The 19,762-nt window shown below is 66.4% G+C and carries 16 protein-coding genes; 8 read left to right on the forward strand and 8 right to left on the reverse strand.

The features are described 5' to 3' along the window. Positions 1-91: 91 nt before the first annotated feature. Positions 92-2,734, forward strand: coding sequence for an ATP-dependent chaperone ClpB (gene clpB, locus DXK94_RS02385; RefSeq protein ID WP_115523659.1), 2,643 nt, complete (start codon positions 92-94; stop codon positions 2,732-2,734). 36 nt (positions 2,735-2,770) lie between these two features. Here the strand turns inward: clpB and DXK94_RS02390 are convergent, their stop codons facing one another. Continuing rightward, positions 2,771-3,478, reverse strand: a complete 708-nt coding sequence (locus DXK94_RS02390; RefSeq protein WP_115523660.1) for a septum formation family protein — start codon at positions 3,476-3,478, stop codon at positions 2,771-2,773. A 273-nt stretch (positions 3,479-3,751) separates the two neighbouring features. On the opposite strand from DXK94_RS02390, the gene DXK94_RS02395 reads away from it, so the two are divergent. Further along, a complete protein-coding gene (locus tag DXK94_RS02395; protein WP_050053419.1) occupies positions 3,752-3,985 on the forward strand; it encodes a DUF3073 domain-containing protein in 234 nt (77 codons plus the stop codon). 247 nt (positions 3,986-4,232) lie between these two features. After that, entirely contained in the window at positions 4,233-5,009 is a 777-nt protein-coding gene (locus tag DXK94_RS02400) for a VOC family protein (RefSeq protein WP_115523661.1), read from the forward strand. Positions 5,010-5,073: 64 nt separating this feature from the next. Here the strand turns inward: DXK94_RS02400 and purM are convergent, their stop codons facing one another. Genes purM through DXK94_RS02415 form a run of 3 tightly spaced genes read right to left on the reverse strand, consistent with a single transcriptional unit; the run spans position 5,074 to position 8,260 of the window. Continuing rightward, entirely contained in the window at positions 5,074-6,219 is a 1,146-nt protein-coding gene (purM, locus tag DXK94_RS02405; RefSeq protein ID WP_115523662.1) for a phosphoribosylformylglycinamidine cyclo-ligase, read from the reverse strand. Beyond that, a complete protein-coding gene (gene purF, locus DXK94_RS02410) occupies positions 6,216-7,886 on the reverse strand; it encodes an amidophosphoribosyltransferase (RefSeq protein ID WP_079595245.1) in 1,671 nt (556 codons plus the stop codon). The genes purM and purF overlap by 4 nt, the downstream gene beginning before the upstream one ends. Positions 7,887-7,945: 59 nt before the next feature. Continuing rightward, a complete protein-coding gene (locus DXK94_RS02415) occupies positions 7,946-8,260 on the reverse strand; it encodes a hypothetical protein (protein ID WP_115523663.1) in 315 nt (104 codons plus the stop codon). A gap of 240 nt (positions 8,261-8,500) precedes the next feature. Between DXK94_RS02415 and DXK94_RS02420 the strand changes: the two genes are divergently transcribed. The 4 genes from DXK94_RS02420 (at position 8,501) to DXK94_RS02435 (ending at position 13,651) form a co-directional block, all read left to right on the forward strand. Further along, positions 8,501-9,586 (forward strand): S-(hydroxymethyl)mycothiol dehydrogenase, encoded by a 1,086-nt coding sequence (locus DXK94_RS02420; RefSeq protein ID WP_115523664.1) that lies wholly within the window; start codon positions 8,501-8,503, stop codon positions 9,584-9,586. Beyond that, positions 9,586-10,206 carry an MBL fold metallo-hydrolase gene (locus tag DXK94_RS02425; protein ID WP_115523665.1) on the forward strand — a complete coding sequence of 207 codons (621 nt, stop codon included), beginning with the start codon at positions 9,586-9,588 and terminating at the stop codon, positions 10,204-10,206. Before DXK94_RS02420 ends, DXK94_RS02425 begins: the two co-directional genes overlap by 1 nt. A 99-nt stretch (positions 10,207-10,305) precedes the next feature. Continuing rightward, positions 10,306-12,657, forward strand: coding sequence for an FdhF/YdeP family oxidoreductase (locus DXK94_RS02430; protein ID WP_115523666.1), 2,352 nt, complete (start codon positions 10,306-10,308; stop codon positions 12,655-12,657). Positions 12,658-12,826: 169 nt separating this feature from the next. Continuing rightward, a complete protein-coding gene (locus DXK94_RS02435) occupies positions 12,827-13,651 on the forward strand; it encodes a PhzF family phenazine biosynthesis protein (RefSeq protein ID WP_115523667.1) in 825 nt (274 codons plus the stop codon). Positions 13,652-13,733: 82 nt separating this feature from the next. Here DXK94_RS02435 and DXK94_RS02440 read toward each other — a convergent pair whose 3' ends face one another. The 4 genes from DXK94_RS02440 to uraD all read right to left on the reverse strand — a co-directional run bounded on the left by DXK94_RS02440 (position 13,734) and on the right by uraD (position 18,238). Further along, positions 13,734-16,241, reverse strand: coding sequence for an FAD-dependent oxidoreductase (locus tag DXK94_RS02440; RefSeq protein ID WP_115523668.1), 2,508 nt, complete (start codon positions 16,239-16,241; stop codon positions 13,734-13,736). Positions 16,242-16,452: 211 nt separating this feature from the next. Continuing rightward, the gene (locus DXK94_RS02445) at positions 16,453-17,265 is read right to left on the reverse strand and encodes an IclR family transcriptional regulator (protein WP_115523669.1); all 813 of its coding nucleotides are present in this window, start codon (positions 17,263-17,265) and stop codon (positions 16,453-16,455) included. Positions 17,266-17,405: 140 nt separating this feature from the next. Continuing rightward, positions 17,406-17,744, reverse strand: a complete 339-nt coding sequence (gene uraH / locus DXK94_RS02450) for a hydroxyisourate hydrolase (protein ID WP_115523670.1) — start codon at positions 17,742-17,744, stop codon at positions 17,406-17,408. Further along, entirely contained in the window at positions 17,741-18,238 is a 498-nt protein-coding gene (uraD, locus tag DXK94_RS02455; RefSeq protein ID WP_115523939.1) for a 2-oxo-4-hydroxy-4-carboxy-5-ureidoimidazoline decarboxylase, read from the reverse strand. The genes uraH and uraD overlap by 4 nt, the downstream gene beginning before the upstream one ends. A 265-nt stretch (positions 18,239-18,503) precedes the next feature. Between uraD and DXK94_RS02460 the strand changes: the two genes are divergently transcribed. Next, on the forward strand, positions 18,504-19,730 hold the full coding sequence (locus tag DXK94_RS02460) for a GAF domain-containing sensor histidine kinase (RefSeq protein WP_115523671.1): 1,227 nt from the start codon (positions 18,504-18,506) through the stop codon (positions 19,728-19,730). The last annotated feature ends 32 nt before the right edge of the window (positions 19,731-19,762 follow it).

Below are 19,762 nucleotides of genomic sequence, written 5' to 3' on the forward strand. Positions count from 1 at the left end.
CAGATGCCTGCATTCGGAAATAAACAGTCCCAATCCAAAGTTGAGCGTAGTAGACTCAACTTAGAAAATCTGCCCCTGAAAGGAGCCCTCTTTGGACGTCAAATTCACTACCAAGAGCCAGGAGGCTCTCTCGGCTGCGGCCATGAACGCCTCCACGGCAGGCAATCCGCAGGTGGAACCGGCCCACCTGCTCAAGGCGCTGATGGATCAGCGCGAGGGCGTCGCCGTCGCGCTCTTGCGCGCCACCGGCGCCGACCCGGACGCCGTCAGTGTCCAGGCGAGCAGCGCCATCAAGGCGCTGCCGGCCACTTCCGGTGGCTCCAGCCAGCAGGCACAGCTTTCCCGTCCTGCCCTGCAGGCCATCCAGAATGCCAAGGAAGAGGCGGACCGGCTGGGCGACACCTTCGTCTCCACCGAGGTCCTCCTGTTGGGCCTCGCGGGCGGAAACGATGCAGCAGCCCGGGCGTTGCGCGACGCCGGCGCCTCCCGTGAAGCGCTGCTCGCCGCCCTTCCGGGTGTCCGCGGTGACCGCAAGGTGGATAACCCGGACCCGGAGAACACCTTCCAGTCGCTGGAGAAGTTCGGCACGGACCTTACCGCCATGGCGCGGTCCGGAAAGCTTGACCCGGTGATCGGCCGGGACACGGAGATCCGGCGCATCGTGCAGGTCCTGAGCCGCCGCACCAAGAACAACCCCGTGATCATCGGTGAACCCGGCGTGGGCAAGACCGCCGTCGTCGAGGGGCTGGCCCAGCGCATCGTGGCCGGGGACGTGCCGGAAAGCCTGCGCGGCAAGACCCTGATCGCCCTGGACCTGGCGTCCATGGTGGCCGGCGCCAAGTACCGCGGTGAGTTCGAGGAGCGGCTGAAGGCCGTGCTGGAGGAGATCAAGAACTCCGAAGGCCAGATTGTCACCTTCATCGATGAGATCCACACGGTGGTGGGTGCGGGTGCAACCGGCGATTCCTCCATGGACGCGGGCAACATGCTCAAGCCCATGCTGGCCCGCGGCGAGCTGCGGCTGATCGGTGCCACCACGCTTGATGAATACCGCGAGAACATCGAAAAGGATCCCGCCCTGGAACGCCGCTTCCAGCAGGTGTACGTAGGCGAGCCCAGCGTGGAGGACACCATCGGCATCCTCCGCGGACTCAAGGAGCGCTACGAGGCGCACCATAAGGTCACCATCTCCGATTCGGCCCTGGTGGCGGCCGCTACGCTCTCCAACCGCTACATCTCCGGCCGCCAGCTCCCGGACAAAGCCATCGACCTGGTGGACGAGGCCGCGTCCCGGCTCAGGATGGAGATCGACTCCGCACCGGAGGAAGTGGACCAGCTGCAGCGCGTTGTGGACCGGCTCACCATGGAAGAGCTGGCTCTGCAGGGTGAAAAGGACGAGGCCTCCGTCGAGCGCCTTGCTGCCCTGCGGGCTGACAAGGCGGACAAGGAAGAGGAGCTGAACGCGCTCAAGGCCCGCTGGGAAGCTGAAAAGGCCGGCCTCAACCGGGTCGGCGACCTCAAGGCAAAGCTGGACGAGCTGCGTGGCGCCTACGAAAAAGCGGCGCGCGAAGGCGACCTGGAGACGGCGTCCCGCGTGCTCTACGGCGAGATCCCTGCACTGGAGCGGGAGCTGAATGCCGCTGCGGAGGCCGAAGCCGCCGTCACGGACAAGTCCTCGCAGATGGTGGCGGAGCAGGTGACCGCGGACGACATCGCCGAGGTCATCTCCGCCTGGACCGGCATCCCGGCGGGCCGCATGCTGCAGGGTGAGAGCCAGAAGCTGCTCCATATGGAGGAGGAGCTGGGGAAGCGGCTCATCGGCCAGGGCAAGGCCGTCACGGCCGTGTCCGACGCCGTCCGCCGTGCCCGGGCAGGCATCAGCGACCCCAACCGGCCCACCGGTTCCTTCCTCTTCCTGGGCCCCACCGGCGTAGGCAAGACCGAGCTGGCCAAGGCCCTCGCGGACTTCCTGTTCGACGACGAGCGCGCCATGGTCCGGATCGACATGTCCGAGTACGGCGAGAAGCACTCCGTGGCACGGCTTGTGGGCGCCCCTCCGGGCTACGTGGGCTACGAGGAGGGCGGCCAGCTCACGGAGGCCGTCCGGCGCCGGCCGTACTCGGTGGTGCTGCTGGACGAGGTGGAGAAGGCCCACCCCGAAGTCTTCGACATCCTCCTGCAGGTGCTCGACGACGGCCGCCTCACCGACGGCCAGGGCCGTACCGTGGACTTCCGCAACGTCATCCTGGTGCTGACCTCCAACCTGGGCAGCCAGTTCCTGGTTGACCAGAACCTGGACGCCGAAGCCAAGCGGAACGCCGTGATGGCAACCGTAAACGCCTCCTTCAAGCCGGAATTCCTGAACCGGCTGGACGAAGTGGTGCTGTTCGACGCGCTCACTGTGGAGGAACTCTCACGCATCGTGGAACTGCACGTTGGTGAACTGGGCCGGCGCCTGCACGAACGCCGGCTCACGCTGGAGGTTACCGACGGGGCGAAGGCCTGGCTCGCAATCTCCGGCTTCGATCCCGCCTACGGCGCCCGGCCGCTCCGCCGCCTGGTCCAGCGCGAGATCGGCGACCGGCTGGCGAAAGCCATCCTCTCCGGGGACATCAGCGACGGCGACACCGTGCTGGTGGACACCGCGGCCGACGTCGGAGAACTGGCAGGGGGCGACGTGGACGCCCTGACCGGCGCGTCGAATTCCGGACTCTCCGTACGTCGGAAGGACTAAACGCATAAAGGGTGTGCTGCCCCGGCGGCCTGGCCGCTAGGGCAGCACGCTTGCGTTGATGACGTTGCCGCCGTCTGCAGTCACGTAGCAGTCCACCCTGCGGTCCCCGGAGCCCCAGCTGGTATCGCTGGGGAAGCTGCGCTGGAAATTGAGCGGGTACTGGTCGGCCGCCGGGCCCAGCCTGGCAGCCTGGCAGGCTTCCAGTGCTTTGGCCTTGAGCGCGTCCGCCCCGGGGTAGTCCCCGGTTTCCGGGTAGCGGAAGACCGCCACCAGCTGTGCGGAATGGCCTGTGTCGCACGGGACCACCCTGGACGCCAGCGCTTCGGGGTTGAAGTCGGCGAAACAGTCCCCCAGCGCATACTCGGTGGCCGGCACTCCTTCGCGCGGCAGGGGCAGCGGTGTTGCGGGGGGAGTGACAGTGGTCTCAAGCACGCCGGAAGTTTCGGCATCGGCTGCTTGGGAACCCTGGCCGGAATTCAGCCAGATGGCGAGCCACACCAGTCCGCTGACCACGGCCAGGAGCACGACGACGAAGAACGCCTTCCACAGGGCGCGTTTGGTTCCTGCCCGCATCCTTGGCTTCGCTTCCGGCACATGCTGGGACCAGGTGACGGATTCGGGAGCGGGGGCAGGGCCTGCGGCTGGGCTGTGTCCGTGGCCGGGGGCCTCGTTCCCGGCAGGAACCTTCGGCAGGCCGCCAGTGGGCGGCGAGGTGGGCTTCGGCGGGACGTCCTGGTTGTTCACGTGGGTGCATCCTCCTGCGTTCTTTCCGCGGTGGCAGCCTGGTAGCCGTCCAGTTTCGGCAGTTGTTTTAGCGACTCTACCGAAGAAAAAAGCTGGAAACTCGCGGGTGGAGCAGGGGAATAGTAGCGCAAACCACGGCCGGGCGTCCCGTCTGGCAAGCAGGGCAGGCGGAAAGCATGTAATCTAGGTGTACGACAAATTGACCAAACATTCCGGGGCCTCACCTACGCCAAGGTGACCACCTCCGGTCCAAGTACAAAAGGGGGTCACGCCATGGGGCGCGGCCGTCAAAAGGCAAAAGCTACCAAGCAGGCTCGGGATATCAAGTACTACTCCCCGAACACTGACTACTCGGCACTTCAGCGTGAGCTGACGGGTCCAGGCAGTCGTGCCACGAGCCATTATGCGAATGAGCCGGTCGAACCGGACTATTCGGCTTATGTGGATAAGTACGCGGATGATTTGGAAGAAGACGACGACGAGGTAGACACCCGTCGGATCGGCTAGTTGTCGCAAGCTGCCAACGCCTGAGGGCGGCAGCCCTGTGACGCCGCGGCACCAATGGATGCAGCAGGTGTTTCTGCAGTTTCCGATGGATCAGTGCAGCGCTTCTTTTTCAGTACCCTGATCCCCGCGGATCGAGGGTCCTGACTTCAGTTGGAAAGCCCGCTGTCCGCACCTTCAAAGGTGCTGGCAGCGGGCTTTCTGTTGCCGGTTTGCCGGGCAGTCCTGCCCGCACTGGTAGCCTGACCGCATGACTGCCCGCACCAAGTACGAAGAGGGTGAGCCCTGCTGGGCGGACCTGCAGACACCCGATGTTGCCGCTGCCAAGAACTTTTATGCGACGGTGTTCGGCTGGACGTATGAAGACCTGCCCACGCCGGATGGCCGCAGCTTCGCCCGCGCCTTCATGAATGGGCAGCTCGTCGCGGTCATCGCCCCGCAAAACCCGCTGCAGCAGGCTGCCGGAACCCATGCCCAGTGGAACATCTATCTCGCCTGCAGTGATGCCGCAGCCACTGTGCAGGACGCCGGCCACGCCGGCGGGGCTGCGGAGTTCGGACCCGAAACAGTAGGGGATACAGGCGTCCTCGCTTTTCTGAGGCCTCCCGGGGGCGGTACTACCGGCATCTGGCAGGCCGGAACGCATACAGGAAGCCAACTGTACGACGAACCCGGTGCACTGGCATGGGCGGAACTGTCAACGCCCGAACCGCAGGCCGCCGTCGGCTTCCTCCAGCAGCTTTTCGGGCATGAGGTCACCGAATATCCCCAGGACGACGGCGGCAGCTACAGCACGCTGCTGGTGCAGGGTGGGGAGGTGGCCGGGGTTGTCCCTGCCGAGGCGGGGGAGGAAGCCGGCTGGCAGATTTACTTTGGTGTTGCCGACCTTACCGCAGCCGTACAGTCCGCAGTGGCCGCCGGCGGCGGGATTCTTGTGGCGCCGGACGACCACCCGGGAAATGGTTCGTTGGCCACCATCCGCGATGCGCAGGGCGGGATCCTGAACCTCATCCAGGTACAGGGTTGAACGCAGCGGGCGCCCCGCAGCCGCCCGTCAGGGGGCAGCCGCGGAGCGCCCGCGGGAGTAGTGTTTACGCGTAGGCGTTGACCAGGCGGACTGCGCCGCCGTCCACGCCCTTGGCGCCTTGGACATAGTCCGGGCCGGACTTCAGGATTGAGTCCGAATCCTCGGTGACAGTGCCCATGACCCAGGACGGGAGGCCACGGTCGTTCAGGCGGGATACGGCGGCGTCCGCCGCTTCGGGGGAAACGATGGCCACCATGCCCACGCCAAGGTTGAGGGTGCGCTCCAGGTCCGCCAGCGGGACGTTGCCCAGCTCGGAGACCAGCTTGAAGATGGCCGGCAGTTCCCAGGTGGCGCGGTCCACCGTGGCCACCAGCCCCTGGGGGAGGACGCGCGCCAGGTTGGCGGCGAGGCCGCCGCCGGTCACGTGGCTGAAGCCGTGAACGGCAGCGCTGCCCGTCACCGGGAAGGTGCGGGCCAGGTCCAGGCAGTCGGCGGCGTAGACGCGGGTGGGCTCCAGGAGCTCCTCGCCCAGGGTACGGCCGAGTTCGGAAACCTGGCGGTCGAGTGCCCATCCGGCGTGGTTGATCACGCGGCGCACCAGGGAGTAGCCGTTGGAGTGCAGGCCTGAGGAGGCCATGCCGATCACCACGTCGCCCGCGCGGACGCGCTCCGGGCCCAGGAGGTGGTCCGCCTCGATGACACCGGTGGCGGCACCGGCGACGTCGTACTCGTGCTCGCCCAGCAGGCCCGGGTGCTCGGCGGTTTCGCCGCCCACCAGTGCCGTGCCGGCCACCGAGCAGGCAGCCGCGATGCCGCGGACGATGTCGGCGATGCGCTCCGGCACCACCTTGCCGCAGGCGATGTAGTCGGTCATGTACAGCGGTTCGGCGCCCACCACCACGATGTCGTCCACCACCATGCCCACCAGGTCGAAACCGATGGTGTCGTGGATGTCCATGGCCTGGGCGATGGCAACCTTGGTGCCCACGCCGTCGGTGGAGGTGGCAAGGAGCGGCTTCTTGTAGGTCAGCAGCCGGGAGACGTCGTAGAGGCCGGCGAAGCCGCCTACCCCGCCGATCACCGAGGAGTTGTGGGTTGCCTTGATGGCACCCTTCATGAGCTCGACGGCGCGGTCGCCGGCTTCAACATCGACGCCCGCGGAGGCGTAGGTGATGCCGGCGTTGTTTGCGGCGGGCGTTGCGGAAGTCATACGGACTCTTTCTTGTCAGCGCCGGCGGCGGCGTGTACGTCCGGCACGAGGTCGGCTTCGGTCAGTAGGTTTTCAAACTCGGAGTCCGGTCCGGGGTCGCAGCCGGTGGCGCCGGACTTTTCCGCCGGGTCCACTTCGGGGTCCACGGCAAGGGCCGCAGTTTGGCCCGGGAGGGCGGACGGAGAGGGCTTCAAGCCGCCCAGGTCGGTGCGCTCCAGGAGGTTCTTGCCCAGCTTGTCCGAACCCGGGAGTTCGATGGGGTACTTGCCGGTGAAGCAGGCGGTGCAGAGGCGTTCGCGCGGCTGCCGGGTGGCGCCGATCATGCCGTCCTCGGAGATGTATGCCAGCGAGTCGGCACCGATGGCCTGCGAGATCTCCTCGATGGTGGCGCCGTTGGCGATCAATTCCGCCCGGGAGGCGAAGTCGATGCCGTAGAAACAGGGCCACTGGACGGGCGGGGAGGAAATCTTGACGTGCACGGCGGCGGCGCCGGCTTCCCGGAGCATCCGGACGATGGCGCGCTGGGTGTTGCCGCGGACGATCGAGTCATCCACCACCACCACGCGCTTGCCGCGGATCACGGACTCGAGGGCGTTGAGCTTGAGCCGGATACCCAGCTGGCGGAGGGTCTGCGAGGGCTGGATGAAGGTACGGCCCACGTAGGAGTTCTTGACGAAGCCGTGGGCGAAGGGGATGCCGGATTCCTCGGCGTAGCCCACCGCGGCGGGGGTGCCGGATTCCGGAACCGGAATGACGATGTCCGCAACCTGGGTGTTTTCCCGGGCCAGCTGGCGGCCCATCTCCACCCGGGATTCGTAGACGGAGCGGCCGGCGATGGCGGCGTCCGGGCGGGCAAGGTAGACGTATTCGAAAACGCAGCCGGCCGGCGTCGGCTCGGCGAAGCGCTTGGAACGCACGCCCTCTTCGTCGATGGCGATGAATTCGCCGGGCTCGATTTCGCGGATGAAGCTGGCGCCCACGGTTGCCAGGGCGGACTGCTCGGAGGCGACCACCCAGCCGCGCTCCAGCCGGCCAAGGACCAGCGGGCGGATGCCGTAGGTGTCCCGCGCGGCGTAAAGGGTTCCTTCGTCCATAAAGACAAAGCAGAAGCCGCCCTTGATCTTGGGCAGGAGTTCGGTGGCGGTCTCCTCGAGGGTCTTGCCCTCTTCGCCTTCCAGCAGGGCCGTGACCAGGGCGGTGTCCGAGGTGTTGCCCTGCTTCATTTCACCGGTGAGGTTGCCGCCGTTGCGTTCCAGGATCATGGCGTTGAGCTCGGCGGTGTTGGTCAGGTTGCCGTTGTGCGCCAGGGCCACGGTGCCGGTGCTGGTGGCACCGAGGGTGGGCTGGGCGTTGGCCCAGTGGCTTGCGCCGGTAGTGGAGTAGCGGCAGTGGCCGACGGCCAGGTGCCCGGTCAGGGTGTTCAGCGTGGTCTCGTCGAAGACCTGGGAGACAAGTCCCATGTCCTTGTAGACGTTGATCCGCTTGCCGTCGCTGGTGGCTATACCAGCCGACTCCTGACCGCGGTGCTGCAGTGCATACAGCCCGTAATAGGTAAGTTTTGCTACTTCTTCACCTGGTGCCCAGACTCCGAAGACGCCACAAGCGTCCTGCGGGCCTTTTTCGCCAGGGAGAAGATCATGGGAAAGTTTTCCATCGCCGCGTGCCACTGGTCGATTATCTCACGACATGGGGTATGACTTTTCCGGCCCGCGGTTTATGACCGGAGCTAGGGCTGGGGATCGGTGTCCGGCTCAGAGTCGGGAACTGACTCCACCACGGCCCGCTGCCGGCGCTTAATACTGCGGCGGTCCAGGATAAGGGCCAGCGCGGCGCCCAGGATGGCACCGAAGCCGGCAAACATCACCAGGAAGAAGCCGAAGACCGAGCCGGCATCGAAGCTGGCGTTCCCGGGAAGGCCGTACGCCACTACCGCCGCGGCCACAATCCCCACCAATGCGCCCAGGATCAGGAAGGGCACATATTTGGGGGCCCGGCGCACTGTTACTTCGCGCCGCTCGGCAGGGGGTTGTTCAGAAGCCATGCCATCCAGCCTACTGCGGGCAGCAGATTAAGCACTCCGTACTGATATATCTATTGACAGGGGCTGTGGCCACTGTCATATTTTCCTGTAGCGCTATGCGCAATTGGTTGTGTATTACGCAATTGGTTGCGGCTGGCAAACCAGGAGGACGGCCTCGTCAGGCACATTTGCGTCAGCTAGATTGGCACGTGGTGCCGAGTCGCCGGATCCGCCCGGGTCCAGGAAAGGAACACGAGAACAATGGTCCATAAAGTTCAAGCCGTCATCGCCCGGGAGAAGGATGCCCCGGTTTCGCTGGAGACCATCCTGGTGCCGGACCCGGGTCCGGGGGAGGCGCTGGTGGATATTCTCACCTGCGGCGTCTGCCACACGGACCTGCACTACAAGCAGGGCGGCATCGGTGATGAGTTCCCGTACCTGCTGGGCCATGAGGCCACCGGTGTGGTCAGTGCTGTTGGTCCGGACGTCACCGAGGTGGCCCCGGGCGACCGCGTGATCCTGAACTGGCGTGCCGTGTGCGGTCAGTGCCGGGCGTGCGCCAAGGGCCAGCCGCAGTACTGCTTCAACACGGCCAACGCCACCCAGAAGATGACCCTGGAGGACGGCACCGAGCTCTCGCCGGCCCTGGGCATCGGCGCGTTCGCGGAGAAGACCCTGGTCGCGGCGGGGCAGTGCACCAAGGTGGACCCCGAGGTCGATGCTGCGGCGGTGGGCCTGCTCGGTTGCGGTGTGATGGCCGGCATCGGCGCGGCGATCAACACCGGTGAAGTCAAGCGTGGCGAGTCCGTGGCCGTCATCGGCTGCGGCGGAGTGGGCATCGCCGCGATCGCCGGGGCCAAGCTCGCGGGCGCCACGACGATCATCGCCGTCGACATCGACGACAACAAGATCGAGATGGCCAAGTCCCTCGGCGCAACGCACGGGGTGAACTCCAAGCAGGAAGACGCGGTGGAAGCCATCCGTGCCCTCACGGGCGGCAACGGCGCTGACGTGGTGATTGACGCCGTCGGCCGTCCCGAAACCTACAAGCAGGCGTTCTACGCCCGCGACCTCGCCGGCCGGGTGGTCCTGGTGGGCGTCCCGACGCCGGACATGCAGCTCGAGCTGCCGCTGCTGGATGTCTTCGGCCGGGGCGGGTCGCTGAAGTCCTCCTGGTACGGCGACTGCCTGCCCTCCCGGGACTTCCCGATGCTGGTGTCCCACTACAAGCAGGGCAACCTGGACCTGGACGCCTTCGTGTCGGAGCGCATCACCATCGACCAGGTGGAGGAAGCCTTCGAAAAGATGCACCAGGGCAAGGTCCTCCGCTCGGTGGTGGAACTGTAATGGCAGTACAGATTGAAAACCTGGTCACCTCGGGGACGTTTTCGCTCGACGGCGGCACGTGGGATGTGGACAACAACGTCTGGATCGTCGGCAACGACGAGGAATGCGTCATCATTGACTCCCCGCACGACGCCACCGCGATCATCAACCAAGTCCGCGGCCGGAAAGTTAAAGCGATCCTGCTGACGCACGCGCACAACGACCACATCGGCGCCGCCCGGGAGGTTGCGGACGCCGTGGGCGCCCCGATCGTGCTGAACCCGGAGGACCTGGTGCTGTGGGAGCAGGTCTACCCGGACACGAAGCCGGACCGGGAGCACCACGATGGTGACCTGTTCGAAGTCGGCGGCGCTACGCTGCGGGCCATCCACACCCCTGGCCACTCGCCGGGCTCCACCTGCTTCTATCTCGAAAGCGAAGGAACGGTCTTCACCGGGGACACGCTGTTCAACGGCGGCCCCGGGGCAACCGGCCGGTCCTACAGCGACTACCCGACCATCCTGGCCTCGATCCGGGAGCGGCTGCTGGTGCTGCCGGCCGAGACGGTGGTCCGCACCGGCCACGGCGACAACACCACCATCGGCGCCGAGCAGGAAACCCTGGCGAAGGTCGCCCAGTAGCCATCGAAGTAACAGCAGTGTCCAGCAAAGGCGCGCCAGGAACCTTGGTGCGCCTTTGCTGGTGCCAGAACTACGTATGCCGGTAAGGAAGTTGGAACAATGAAGTTCGGTAAGCAGCCCGCACCCGTTGCGGACATCAACGAGGACGACCTCGAAGTCCATAAGCCCAAGACCGAGGCGGCCGGCGTGAAGGCCGTGATGGTCGCCCTGGAACGTGCGGTGGCGCAGGCGGGTGTGACCCGCACGGCCCAGTCGTTGCTGCGGCTGAACCAGCGCGGCGGTTTTGACTGCCCGGGCTGCGCGTGGCCGGAGTCGGACAAGAAGCGAAAGGCCGCCGAGTTCTGCGAGAACGGCGCCAAGGCCGTGGCCGAGGAAAACACCCTGCGTACGGTGGGGGCGGAGTTCTGGGCTAAGCACTCGATCGCGGAGCTCTCCACCAAGACGGAGTATTGGCTGGGTAACCAGGGCCGGCTGAGTGAACCGGTGGTAATCCGCGAGGGTGACACGCACTACTCACCGATCTCCTGGGCCGATGCCTTCGAGCTGATCGGTGAGCACATGCGGGCTACCACGGCGGACCGCTGCGTGTTCTACACCTCGGGCCGGACCGCGAACGAGACCGCGTTTATGTACCAGCTGTTCGCCCGGGCGCTGGGCACCAACAACCTGCCGGACTGCTCCAACATGTGCCACGAGTCCTCCGGCTCGGCACTGAACCCGACCATCGGCATCGGCAAGGGCACCGTGTCCCTGGAGGACATCCACGATTCCGAGCTGATCTTCGTGGTGGGCCAGAATCCCGGCACCAACCACCCGCGCATGCTGTCCGCGCTGAAGGAATGCAAGGACAAGGGCGGCAAGGTGGTGGCGGTGAACCCGCTGCCCGAGGCGGGCCTGTTTAACTTCAAGGACCCGCAGACCGTCTCAGGTGTGGTGGGCGGCGGCACGCCGCTGGCTGACGAGTACCTGCAGATCAAGGTCGGCGGGGACCTGGCCCTGTTCCAGGCGCTGGGCCACCTGCTGCTGGCGGAGGAGGAACGGAACCCCGGGACCGTCGTGGACCATTCCTTCATCGCCGCCCAGACCGACGGGTTCGACGCCTATCGCGACGCCCGCAAGGAGCTGGACTGGGCCGAGACCGAGCAGGCCACCGGCCTGTCCCGGGAACAGATCGAGACAGTGGCCGGGATGCTCATCAAGTCCAAGGCCACCATCTTCTGCTGGGCGCTGGGCGTGACGCAGCAGCCGCACTCGGTGGACACCATCAAGGAAATGGTCAACGTCCTGCTGCTGCAGGGCAACTTCGGCAAACCCGGCGCCGGCGCCTGCCCCGTGCGCGGCCACTCCAACGTCCAGGGCGACCGCACCATGGGCATCTGGGAAAAACCCAAGGAATGGCTCCTTGAGTCCCTCGACAAGGAGTTCGGCATTACCTCCCCGCGGCACCACGGCTACGACGCCGTGGAGTCCATGGAGGCGTTCGAACGCAACGAGGTGGACGTGTTCGTCTCGATGGGCGGCAACTTCTCGCTCGCCTGCTCCGACACCGAAATGCTGGAGGCAGGGATGCAGCGGATCGGGCTGACCGTGCACATCTCCACCAAGCCCAACCGCTCCCACATCGTCCACGGCCGCACCTCGCTGATCCTGCCCACCCTGGGCCGGACCGACAAGGACGACAAGCACCCCAAGGGCGCCCAGTTTCTGTCCGTGGAGGACTCCATGTCCGTGGTCCACTCCACCCAGGGCCGGCTCACCCCCGTCTCGGAGCACCTGCTCGCCGAGCCGGTGATCGTGGCGCGGATGGCCGAGGCCACCTTCGGCCCGGACCACTCCGTGGACTGGAAGGCCATGGCTGAGGACTACGACGTGATCCGGGACCACATCGAACGGGTCCTGCCCGGCTTCGAGGACTTCAACGCCCGGGTCCGCACCAAAAACGGTTTCGTACTGCCCAACCCGCCCCGGGACACCCGCTCGTTCGCCACGGACATCGGCCGCGGCCGGTTCACCGTCAGCCCGCTGGAGTACCTCACCCCGCCGGCCGGGCACCTGGTGCTGCAGACCATCCGCAGCCACGACCAGTACAACACCACCTACTACGGCCTGGACGACCGCTACCGCGGCATCTCCGGCGGCCGCCGCGTGATCCTCATCCACCCCGAGGACCTCGCGGAACAGGGCTACAACGACCGCGACCTCGTGGACGTCGTCAGCACCTTCGGCGGCGTTGACCGCCGCGCGGAGAAGTTCCGGCTCGTGGCCTACCCCACCGCGAAGGGCTGCGCCGCCGCGTACTTCCCCGAAGCCAACGCCCTGGTCCACAAGGAAAACGTCGCCCGGGAATCCAACACCCCCGGCTTCAAAGCCATGTTCGTCCGCTTCGAACCACACACCGAAGCAGCAGCGGAGGATGCTGCCGGGGCGCTGGAGCCGGCCACGGCCGGATAACCCGCAGCTACCCGCCAAAACAGCGACGGCGGCCTTCCGGCGAGTGCGGAAGGCCGCCGTCGCCGTGTTCGCCAAGGCCACTTCCTGCAACTGGCTCTAACTTTGCAGTCCAGTCCGCCGCTACGGTAGTGGGAATGTTCCCGGCTAAACGTAGGAAAGCGGACACAGTATGCGCATACCCCTGATCCAGATTGACGCCTTCGCCACCCGGCCTTTCGAAGGGAATCCGGCGGCCGTGATGCCCCTGGAGGGCTGGCTGGACGACAGCGTCCTCCAGCAGCTGGCCGAGGAGAACAACCTCTCCGAGACCGCCTTCATCGTCCCGGAGATCCCGGATGGGGCCACGCCCTTCGACTTCGCGCAGCCCGCCTACCACCTCCGCTGGTTCACGCCGGCCATCGAGGTGGACCTGTGCGGGCATGCAACCCTGGCCACGGCGTCGTACCTCTTCACCGATGTCCACCCCGACGCCAAGCGCCTGCAGTTCTGGAGCCGCAGCGGCTGGCTCTATGTGGAGCGGGACGGCGAGGGCTACGTCCTGGATTTCCCTTCCGAAATGCCCGAACCGGTGGCCGTTGACCCGGTTGTCAGCGAGGCCCTCGGGGTTCCGGCGCTGGAGGCTTTCCTGGCCACCGACCTCATCCACGTGGTCGAGGATGCCGAGACAGTGCGCACGCTGTCGCCCGATTTTGGCGCGCTTGCGAAGCTGCCGGTCCGCGGCGTTGTAGTGACCGCTGCAGGCGGTGAAACGGGCTATGACTTTGTCTCCCGGTTCTTCGGTGCCCGGGCCGGCATCGACGAGGACCCGGTGACCGGCTCGGCCCACTCCCAGCTGGCGCCGCTCTGGGCCGGCCGGCTGGACAGCACGGTCCTGGCTGCCCGTCAGCTCTCGGCCAGGGGCGGCACGGTGCTTTGCCGCGTGGAGGGCGGGCGCACGCTGCTCTCCGGCACGTGCGTGCGGTACCTCGAAGGGACTGTGCAGCTGGGGGGTTAGCGGAACTTAAAGGTGGTTGAGCCCGCCGGGTTTCGACAGGCTCAACCATCGGGGGTTTCGGCGGGCCCAGCCACTGCTTTGCTTAGCCGCGCAGGCGTTCCATGCCCGGGTCGAACAGCGGTTCGGCGGTGACGGTGGCGGCCACGCGCCGGCCGAAGTATTCGATCTCCACGGCTTCCCCGACGTCAACGGCGGACGGCAGCCAGGCGTAGGCGATCGGCTTGCCGATGGAGAAGCCGTAGGCGGCGCTGGTGACGTAGCCCGAGGCTTCGCCGTTGACGTAGACAGGTTCCTTGCCCAGCACCACCGAGGTGCCGTCGTCGACCGTCAGGCAACGCAGCGTCTTGGCCGCCGGCTGCGACTTGCGGGCGGCCAGCGCATCGCAGCCCACGTACCCAACCTTGTCCTTGGCCACGGAGAAGCCCAGGCCGGACTGGTAGGGGTGGTGCTCCGTGGTCATGTCAGTGCCCCAGAGCCGGTAGCCCTTTTCCAGCCGCATGCTGTTGAAGGCGCCGCGGCCGGCAGCGATGATGCCGTGCTCCCGGCCCGCTTCGAAGAGCAGGTCCCACAGCTTCAGGCCGTATTCGGCGGTGGTGTACAGCTCCCAGCCGAGCTCGCCCACGTAGGAGAGCCGCATTGCCGTGACGGGAATGCCGCCGATGTTGATTTCCTTGGTGCGGAAGTACTTCAGGCCGTCGTTGCTGAGGTCGTCGGTGCTGACCTTGGCCATCACTTCACGCGCCAGCGGTCCCCACAGGCCGATGCAGCAGGTGCTGCCGGTGATGTCCGTGACATGCACCCACCGCGACGGGTCCCCGGCGGACTGCTTCCGGGCCTCCACGCGCAGGTAGTCGAAGTCCACGTTGCTGTTCACGCCCAGCTGGAAGTCTTGCTCGCCAAGCCGCGCGACGGTCACGTCGCTGCGGATGCCGCCGTCGTCCGCCAGCAGCAGGCAGTAGGTGACCGCTCCGGGCTTCTTGGCGATGTTGCCGGTGCTGAGGCGCTGGAGCAGGTCCAGGGCTCCGGGGCCGGTGACGGCGAGCCGCTTGAGCGGCGTCATGTCGTACAGCGCGACGGCGGTACGCGTCTTCCACGCTTCGGCTGCGGAGATAGGGGAGTGGAACATCCCGGACCATTCATCCCGTTCCGGGGCCTGCCATTCGGCGGGCAGCTCCTCCAGCAGGCCGCGGTTGGCCTCGAACCAGTGCGGCCGCTCCCAGGCTGCGGACTCCAGGAAGAACGCCCCCAGTTCCTTCTGCCGGACGTTGAAGGGGCTCACGCGCACGTCCCGCGGTGCTTCCCGGGGCTGGAGCGGGTGCAGGATGTCGTAGATTTCCACGAAGTTCTGCTGGGATGTTTCGCTGACGTATGCGTCGGAGGTCTGCACCTTCTCGAAGCGGGAGATTTCACAGCCGTGCAGGTCGGTGCGGGACTCGCCTTCCACCAGCATCTCGGCCATCGCCTTGGCCACGCCGGCTGAGTGGGTGACCCACACGGCCTCCGCCACGAAGAACCCTTCGACGTCGGGCGATTCGCCCATAAGCGGGCCGCCGTCCGGGGTGAAGGAGAAGATGCCGTTGAAGCCGTCGTTGATCTGCGTCGCGTGCAGGGCCGGCAGCAGGTCCTGGCAGTCCTCCCAGGCGGGGGCAAAGTCTTCCAGGGTGAAGTCCAGGCGGGAGGGCATGTTGTGGTCCGACATCTCACCGGCACCGACGCGCGGCAGCCGTTCCATGTCCACGGGCATGGGCTTGTGCGCGTAGCTGCCGATGCCGATCCGGTTGCCGTGCTCGCGGAAGTAGAGGTCGCGGTCCTGGTAACGCAGGATGGGCTTGCTGGCGCCGTTCGGAAGCTCATTGACGTCCCGCAGCCCCTCGAGCGGAGTGGTCTTGACGTACTGGTGCGCCAGGGGAAGGAGCGGCACCTGCATGCCCACCATCTTGCCGAGCTCGCGGCCCCAGAACCCGGCGCAGGACACCACGATGTCAGCCGGGATCACGCCGTCGGGCGTTTCAACGCCGGTGACCTTGCCGCCCGCCTGCTCGATGCCTGTGACCGGTGTGGAGCCCAGGAACGTCACGCCTGCCGCGCGGGCTTTGGCGATGAGGAGCTGGACGGCGCGGGCTGCGGACGCCAGGCCGTCCGAGGGGACGTACAGGCCGCCCAGGACACGCCGCCCGTCGGCCAGGGCTCCGCTGTTCAGCAGCGGCCAGTGCTTTTCGCATTCGTCGGCGTCGATCAGCCGGCCGTCGACGCCCCAGGAGGTGGCGTAGCCAAGCTTGCGCTTCAGGTCCTCGAGCCGCGCCTCGGTGGTGGCCAGCTCAAGCCCGCCCACCTGGTTGAAGCAGGAGACGCCGTCGGCGCTGAGCGAGAGAAGCTTGTTCACGGTGTAGGTGGCGAACTCCGTCATGGCCTTGGACGGATTGGTCTGGAACACCAGGCCCGGTGCGTGCGAGGTTGACCCGCCCGCCAATTCCAGCGGACCCTGCTCCAGGACGGTGACGTTGGTCCAGCCGCGGCCGGCGAGTTCGTCGGCAAGGTTGGTGCCGACGATGCCGGCTCCGATGATGACAACGCGTGGTGATGCGCTCATGGTCTGTGGTTCTCCTGGGTGGCGTTGGCGGGAGCTGGCTGCGGGGGGTTGATCGCGCCCGCTCGCCCTGAGCAACACGCATCACCATATGCAACACCGTGACGGAGCGCACAGGAGATGTCAAGGGTTTTCGCCTTTGTTGCCTGTTAAACGCCGAAAGGCTGCGGCCCTCCGCTTTCACGCGAAGAACCGCAGCCCGGCTCGAAGTGGTTCAGCGGCCGCCGGTGTAACCCATCTTTGCGCTGATCTGCAGTCCGGCCTGCTTGAGTGCATCGATGAGTCCGGGCGTCTCCTCGGGAATGAAGCGGAAAGCAGGTCCCGAGATGCTTACGGCACCGACGACCACACCCAGGTGGTTGAAGACCGGAACGGCGGCAGCCGTCAGGCCGATCTCGAACTCCTCGTTCACCACCGCGTAGCCGTTCCGGGCGACGTCGAGCAGCTGGGTTTCCAGCTCTTTCCTGCTGGTGATGGTCCGCGGGGTCCGCGCCGACAGGCCGGTTTCCTTCAGGATCCGGTCGCGCTCGTCCGCGCTCAGGGCGGCCAGCAGGATCTTCCCGCTGGACGTTGCGTGCAGGGGTGTCAGGCTGCCCACCCAGTCGTACGTGGCAAGCGTTGACGGGCCCATGGCCTGGTCCACGTTGACGGCGTAGTTGGAACGCAGGACGGCCAGGTTGACGGTTTCCTTGAATTCCAGGGCCAGGCTCTCCAGTACGGGCCGGGCTTCCTGCACCAGGCTCAGCCGACCGGGTATGGAGCTGGCGAGGCGCAGGATGCCGAACCCCAGCTGGTATTTGCCGCGGTCGCTGTTCTGGTGGACCATCTCGCGGCTCACCAGGGATCCCATCAGGCGGGAGACGGTGGACTTGTGGATCCCCATTTCTTCGGCGATTTCGCTCACGCCGGCATGGCCTTCCCGGGCCAGGATCTCCAGGACGGTCAGTGCCCGCTCCACGGATTGGACACCGCCGTGCTGTGTGCCCTCGGTATCGGCGTCGGATTCAAGGTCATTGTTCGAAGCCATGATCCACTCTCACGTAGTTTCTGCGGCTCACTGCCCGCCACAAGGCTGCAAAGCGGCCCCTCGGTTAGTCTCCTTCCTGATCCTATGACGGGATCTGTGACGGGGCCGACATTGCGTTAATCCGCTTGACGCAGCCCGCCCTAACTGCCCCGGTAGGTGGAGTAGGCGAACGGGCTCAGGAGCAGCGGCACGTGGTAGTGCTCAGGCCCGGTGACTTCAAAGACCAGGTCCACTTCCGGGAAGAATGTGGCCGTCTGCAGCCCGGCGTAGTAGTGGCCTGTGGCGAAATTGAGCTTGTAATGGCCGGGTTCCAGCTGCTCCGGGCCCAGGTCTTTCGCCCTGCCGTCCGCATCGGTGCTGGATGCTGCCAGCCGGCGCCAGGTGCCGCCGTCGTTCTGGAAAAGGGCGACGGCGACTCCGGCCGCCGGGCGTCCGGCGCCGGTGTCCAGGATGTGGGTGGTGACGTGGGAGACGCTCATTCGGTGATCAGTCCTTCCAGCCGCAGGACGGCGATTTCACGCAGCTGTTGGGCCACGATGGTGTCCTCCTGGGCGGGGGTGTTGGTGAGGCGTTCGTTGAGGGACTGCAGGATTTCCGGGGCGGTGCGCCCGGCGGCGCGGATCAGGAAGACCCGGCCGAACTTTTCCTCGTAGTCCCGGTTGCCTTTGGCCAGGGCCTCCGCGGCCGCGGCATCGGCGGGGTCGACGCCGGCCTGCTCGGAACGGGACATGGATGCCTCGGTGGTGCCCGCCGTCGGGCGTTCCCCGATCCGTGGATGGTGCGCCATCGCTGATTCCACCTCGGCGGAGGTGAACGGGTTGGCCGCTTCGGACGCGAAGGCCAACAGGGCTTCCTTGCTGGCGAAGGGCCGGGCGGCGGCGACGGTGTCCACCCATCTGGTGATGTCGATGCAGGGCCGGAGGGTGTCCGCGGCGGCGGCCGGGTCCGCGGTGTTGAATTCGGCAAGCTTCATGCTGGCTGGTTCCTCGGTACGAATGCTGGCATCCATGGTGACGGCTATGCGGAGGCCGGACTTCCCGGCACCCGGCAGCGACGACATCGCAACCAGGCTTCCGCATCATGGAACTGTTATTTCAGCATACGTAATATCTAAGGGCAGTCAACGACTGGTGTCAAGAGAGTACAACGGCTGTTCCGCGCAGCCGGTATTATCGCGGAGGGGCCGCAGGCCGTGTCAACCAATAATGGAATATCAAGTGAATACGGACGGGGCGGCTATGCAAATGCTGACCGAACAGGATGCCGGGCGGGACGTTGACCTGCGGGAGTACGGGCTGGTGCCCGCGAGCCCCGGGACCATACCGGCACTGGTCGATGACCGGGCCCAGCGTGCCCTCAATAACCTGGTGCGCCTCGCCGCATCGTTGTGCGGTGTCCCGTACGGCGTGGTCAACATCATCACATCCAGCCACCAGCTGCAGGTTGCGGCCTCGGGAATCGACGCCGGCATCTGCTCGCGCGAGGATTCCATGTGCGCCACCGTGTTTATGGGCCCCGGCACCACCGTGGTGCGTGACGCATCCCAGGACCCGCGCTTCGCGGCCAACCCGTTCGTCACGGGGGAAATTGCCGATGTCCGCTTCTATGCGTCGGTGCCGCTGAAAACCTCAACCGGGCTGGTGCTGGGCTCCCTGTGCGTGTTTTCCACGGAGGCTGCGCTTCCCACGCCGGATCAGATAGACCTGCTGGAGGTGCTGGCGCAGCAGGCAGTGGAGCTCTTCGAGCTGCAGCACCGCACCCTCCAGTTGAACGACGCCCTGGCCGAGCTCCGGCGCAGCAACGCCATGCTGGCGGAGTTCGCGGGGCGCGTCAGCCATGACCTGCGGACGCCCCTGACCACCATCCTGGGATACGTGGAGCTCGCGGAAGATGATCCCGGCATCGCACCGGACCATCCGTCCATGGAATACCTGGGGCTGATCGCCAGTGGCGGGCGGCGCATGCTCGGAACCCTCGATGACGTGCTGGATTACTCCCGCACGGACGGCTCCCTGAACCGGGAGCGGGTGTCCCTGCTGGCGGTGACGGCAGAGGCTGCCCAGGACCTTGGCGTGGACCTTGGGCTGGGCAGCGGCATCCTGTGCGAAGACGCAGAGCTGTTTGCCGACCGTGCGCAGCTGCGCACCCTGGTCCAGAACCTGCTGGCCAACGCCATGAACTACCGCAGCCCGCAACGCGCCCTTGAGGTGGCGGTGACTGCCGGTACCTGCCCCCGCGGGGTCACCGTGCACGTGGCGGACAACGGCAAGGGCATCCTGGCAGCCGACCGGGAGCGGGCCCTGCAGCCGCTGGTCCGGTTGAACCGTCCCGGTGACGGCCCCGGGACCGGTCTTGGCCTGGCCACCTGCCGGCGGATCGCCCAGTCGCACGGGGGCGAACTGACCATCAGTGAGACGCCCGGCGGCGGCACCACCGTATCGGTGCACTTTCCCGCCGGTTCCTGAAACGCGAAGGGCGGCGGCCCGGGTGCTGCCCG

This window comes from Arthrobacter sp. RT-1 (assembly GCF_003367205.1).
GTDB lineage: Bacteria > Actinomycetota > Actinomycetes > Actinomycetales > Micrococcaceae > Arthrobacter.

Excerpts from the sequence above, each read along its gene's own strand:
- DXK94_RS02395 (WP_050053419.1), top strand. The coding sequence starts at position 3,752 with ATGGGGCGCGGCCGTCAAAAGGCAAAAGCTACCAAGCAGGCTCGGGAT.
- DXK94_RS02400 (WP_115523661.1), top strand. The coding sequence starts at position 4,233 with ATGACTGCCCGCACCAAGTACGAAGAGGGTGAGCCCTGCTGGGCGGAC.
- purM (WP_115523662.1), bottom strand. The coding sequence starts at position 6,219 with ATGACTTCCGCAACGCCCGCCGCAAACAACGCCGGCATCACCTACGCC.
- DXK94_RS02415 (WP_115523663.1), bottom strand. The coding sequence starts at position 8,260 with ATGGCTTCTGAACAACCCCCTGCCGAGCGGCGCGAAGTAACAGTGCGC.
- DXK94_RS02420 (WP_115523664.1), top strand. The coding sequence starts at position 8,501 with ATGGTCCATAAAGTTCAAGCCGTCATCGCCCGGGAGAAGGATGCCCCG.
- DXK94_RS02425 (WP_115523665.1), top strand. The coding sequence starts at position 9,586 with ATGGCAGTACAGATTGAAAACCTGGTCACCTCGGGGACGTTTTCGCTC.
- DXK94_RS02430 (WP_115523666.1), top strand. The coding sequence starts at position 10,306 with ATGAAGTTCGGTAAGCAGCCCGCACCCGTTGCGGACATCAACGAGGAC.
- DXK94_RS02435 (WP_115523667.1), top strand. The coding sequence starts at position 12,827 with ATGCGCATACCCCTGATCCAGATTGACGCCTTCGCCACCCGGCCTTTC.
- DXK94_RS02440 (WP_115523668.1), bottom strand. The coding sequence starts at position 16,241 with ATGAGCGCATCACCACGCGTTGTCATCATCGGAGCCGGCATCGTCGGC.
- DXK94_RS02445 (WP_115523669.1), bottom strand. The coding sequence starts at position 17,265 with ATGGCTTCGAACAATGACCTTGAATCCGACGCCGATACCGAGGGCACA.
- uraH (WP_115523670.1), bottom strand. The coding sequence starts at position 17,744 with ATGAGCGTCTCCCACGTCACCACCCACATCCTGGACACCGGCGCCGGA.
- uraD (WP_115523939.1), bottom strand. The coding sequence starts at position 18,238 with ATGAAGCTTGCCGAATTCAACACCGCGGACCCGGCCGCCGCCGCGGAC.
- DXK94_RS02460 (WP_115523671.1), top strand. The coding sequence starts at position 18,504 with ATGCAAATGCTGACCGAACAGGATGCCGGGCGGGACGTTGACCTGCGG.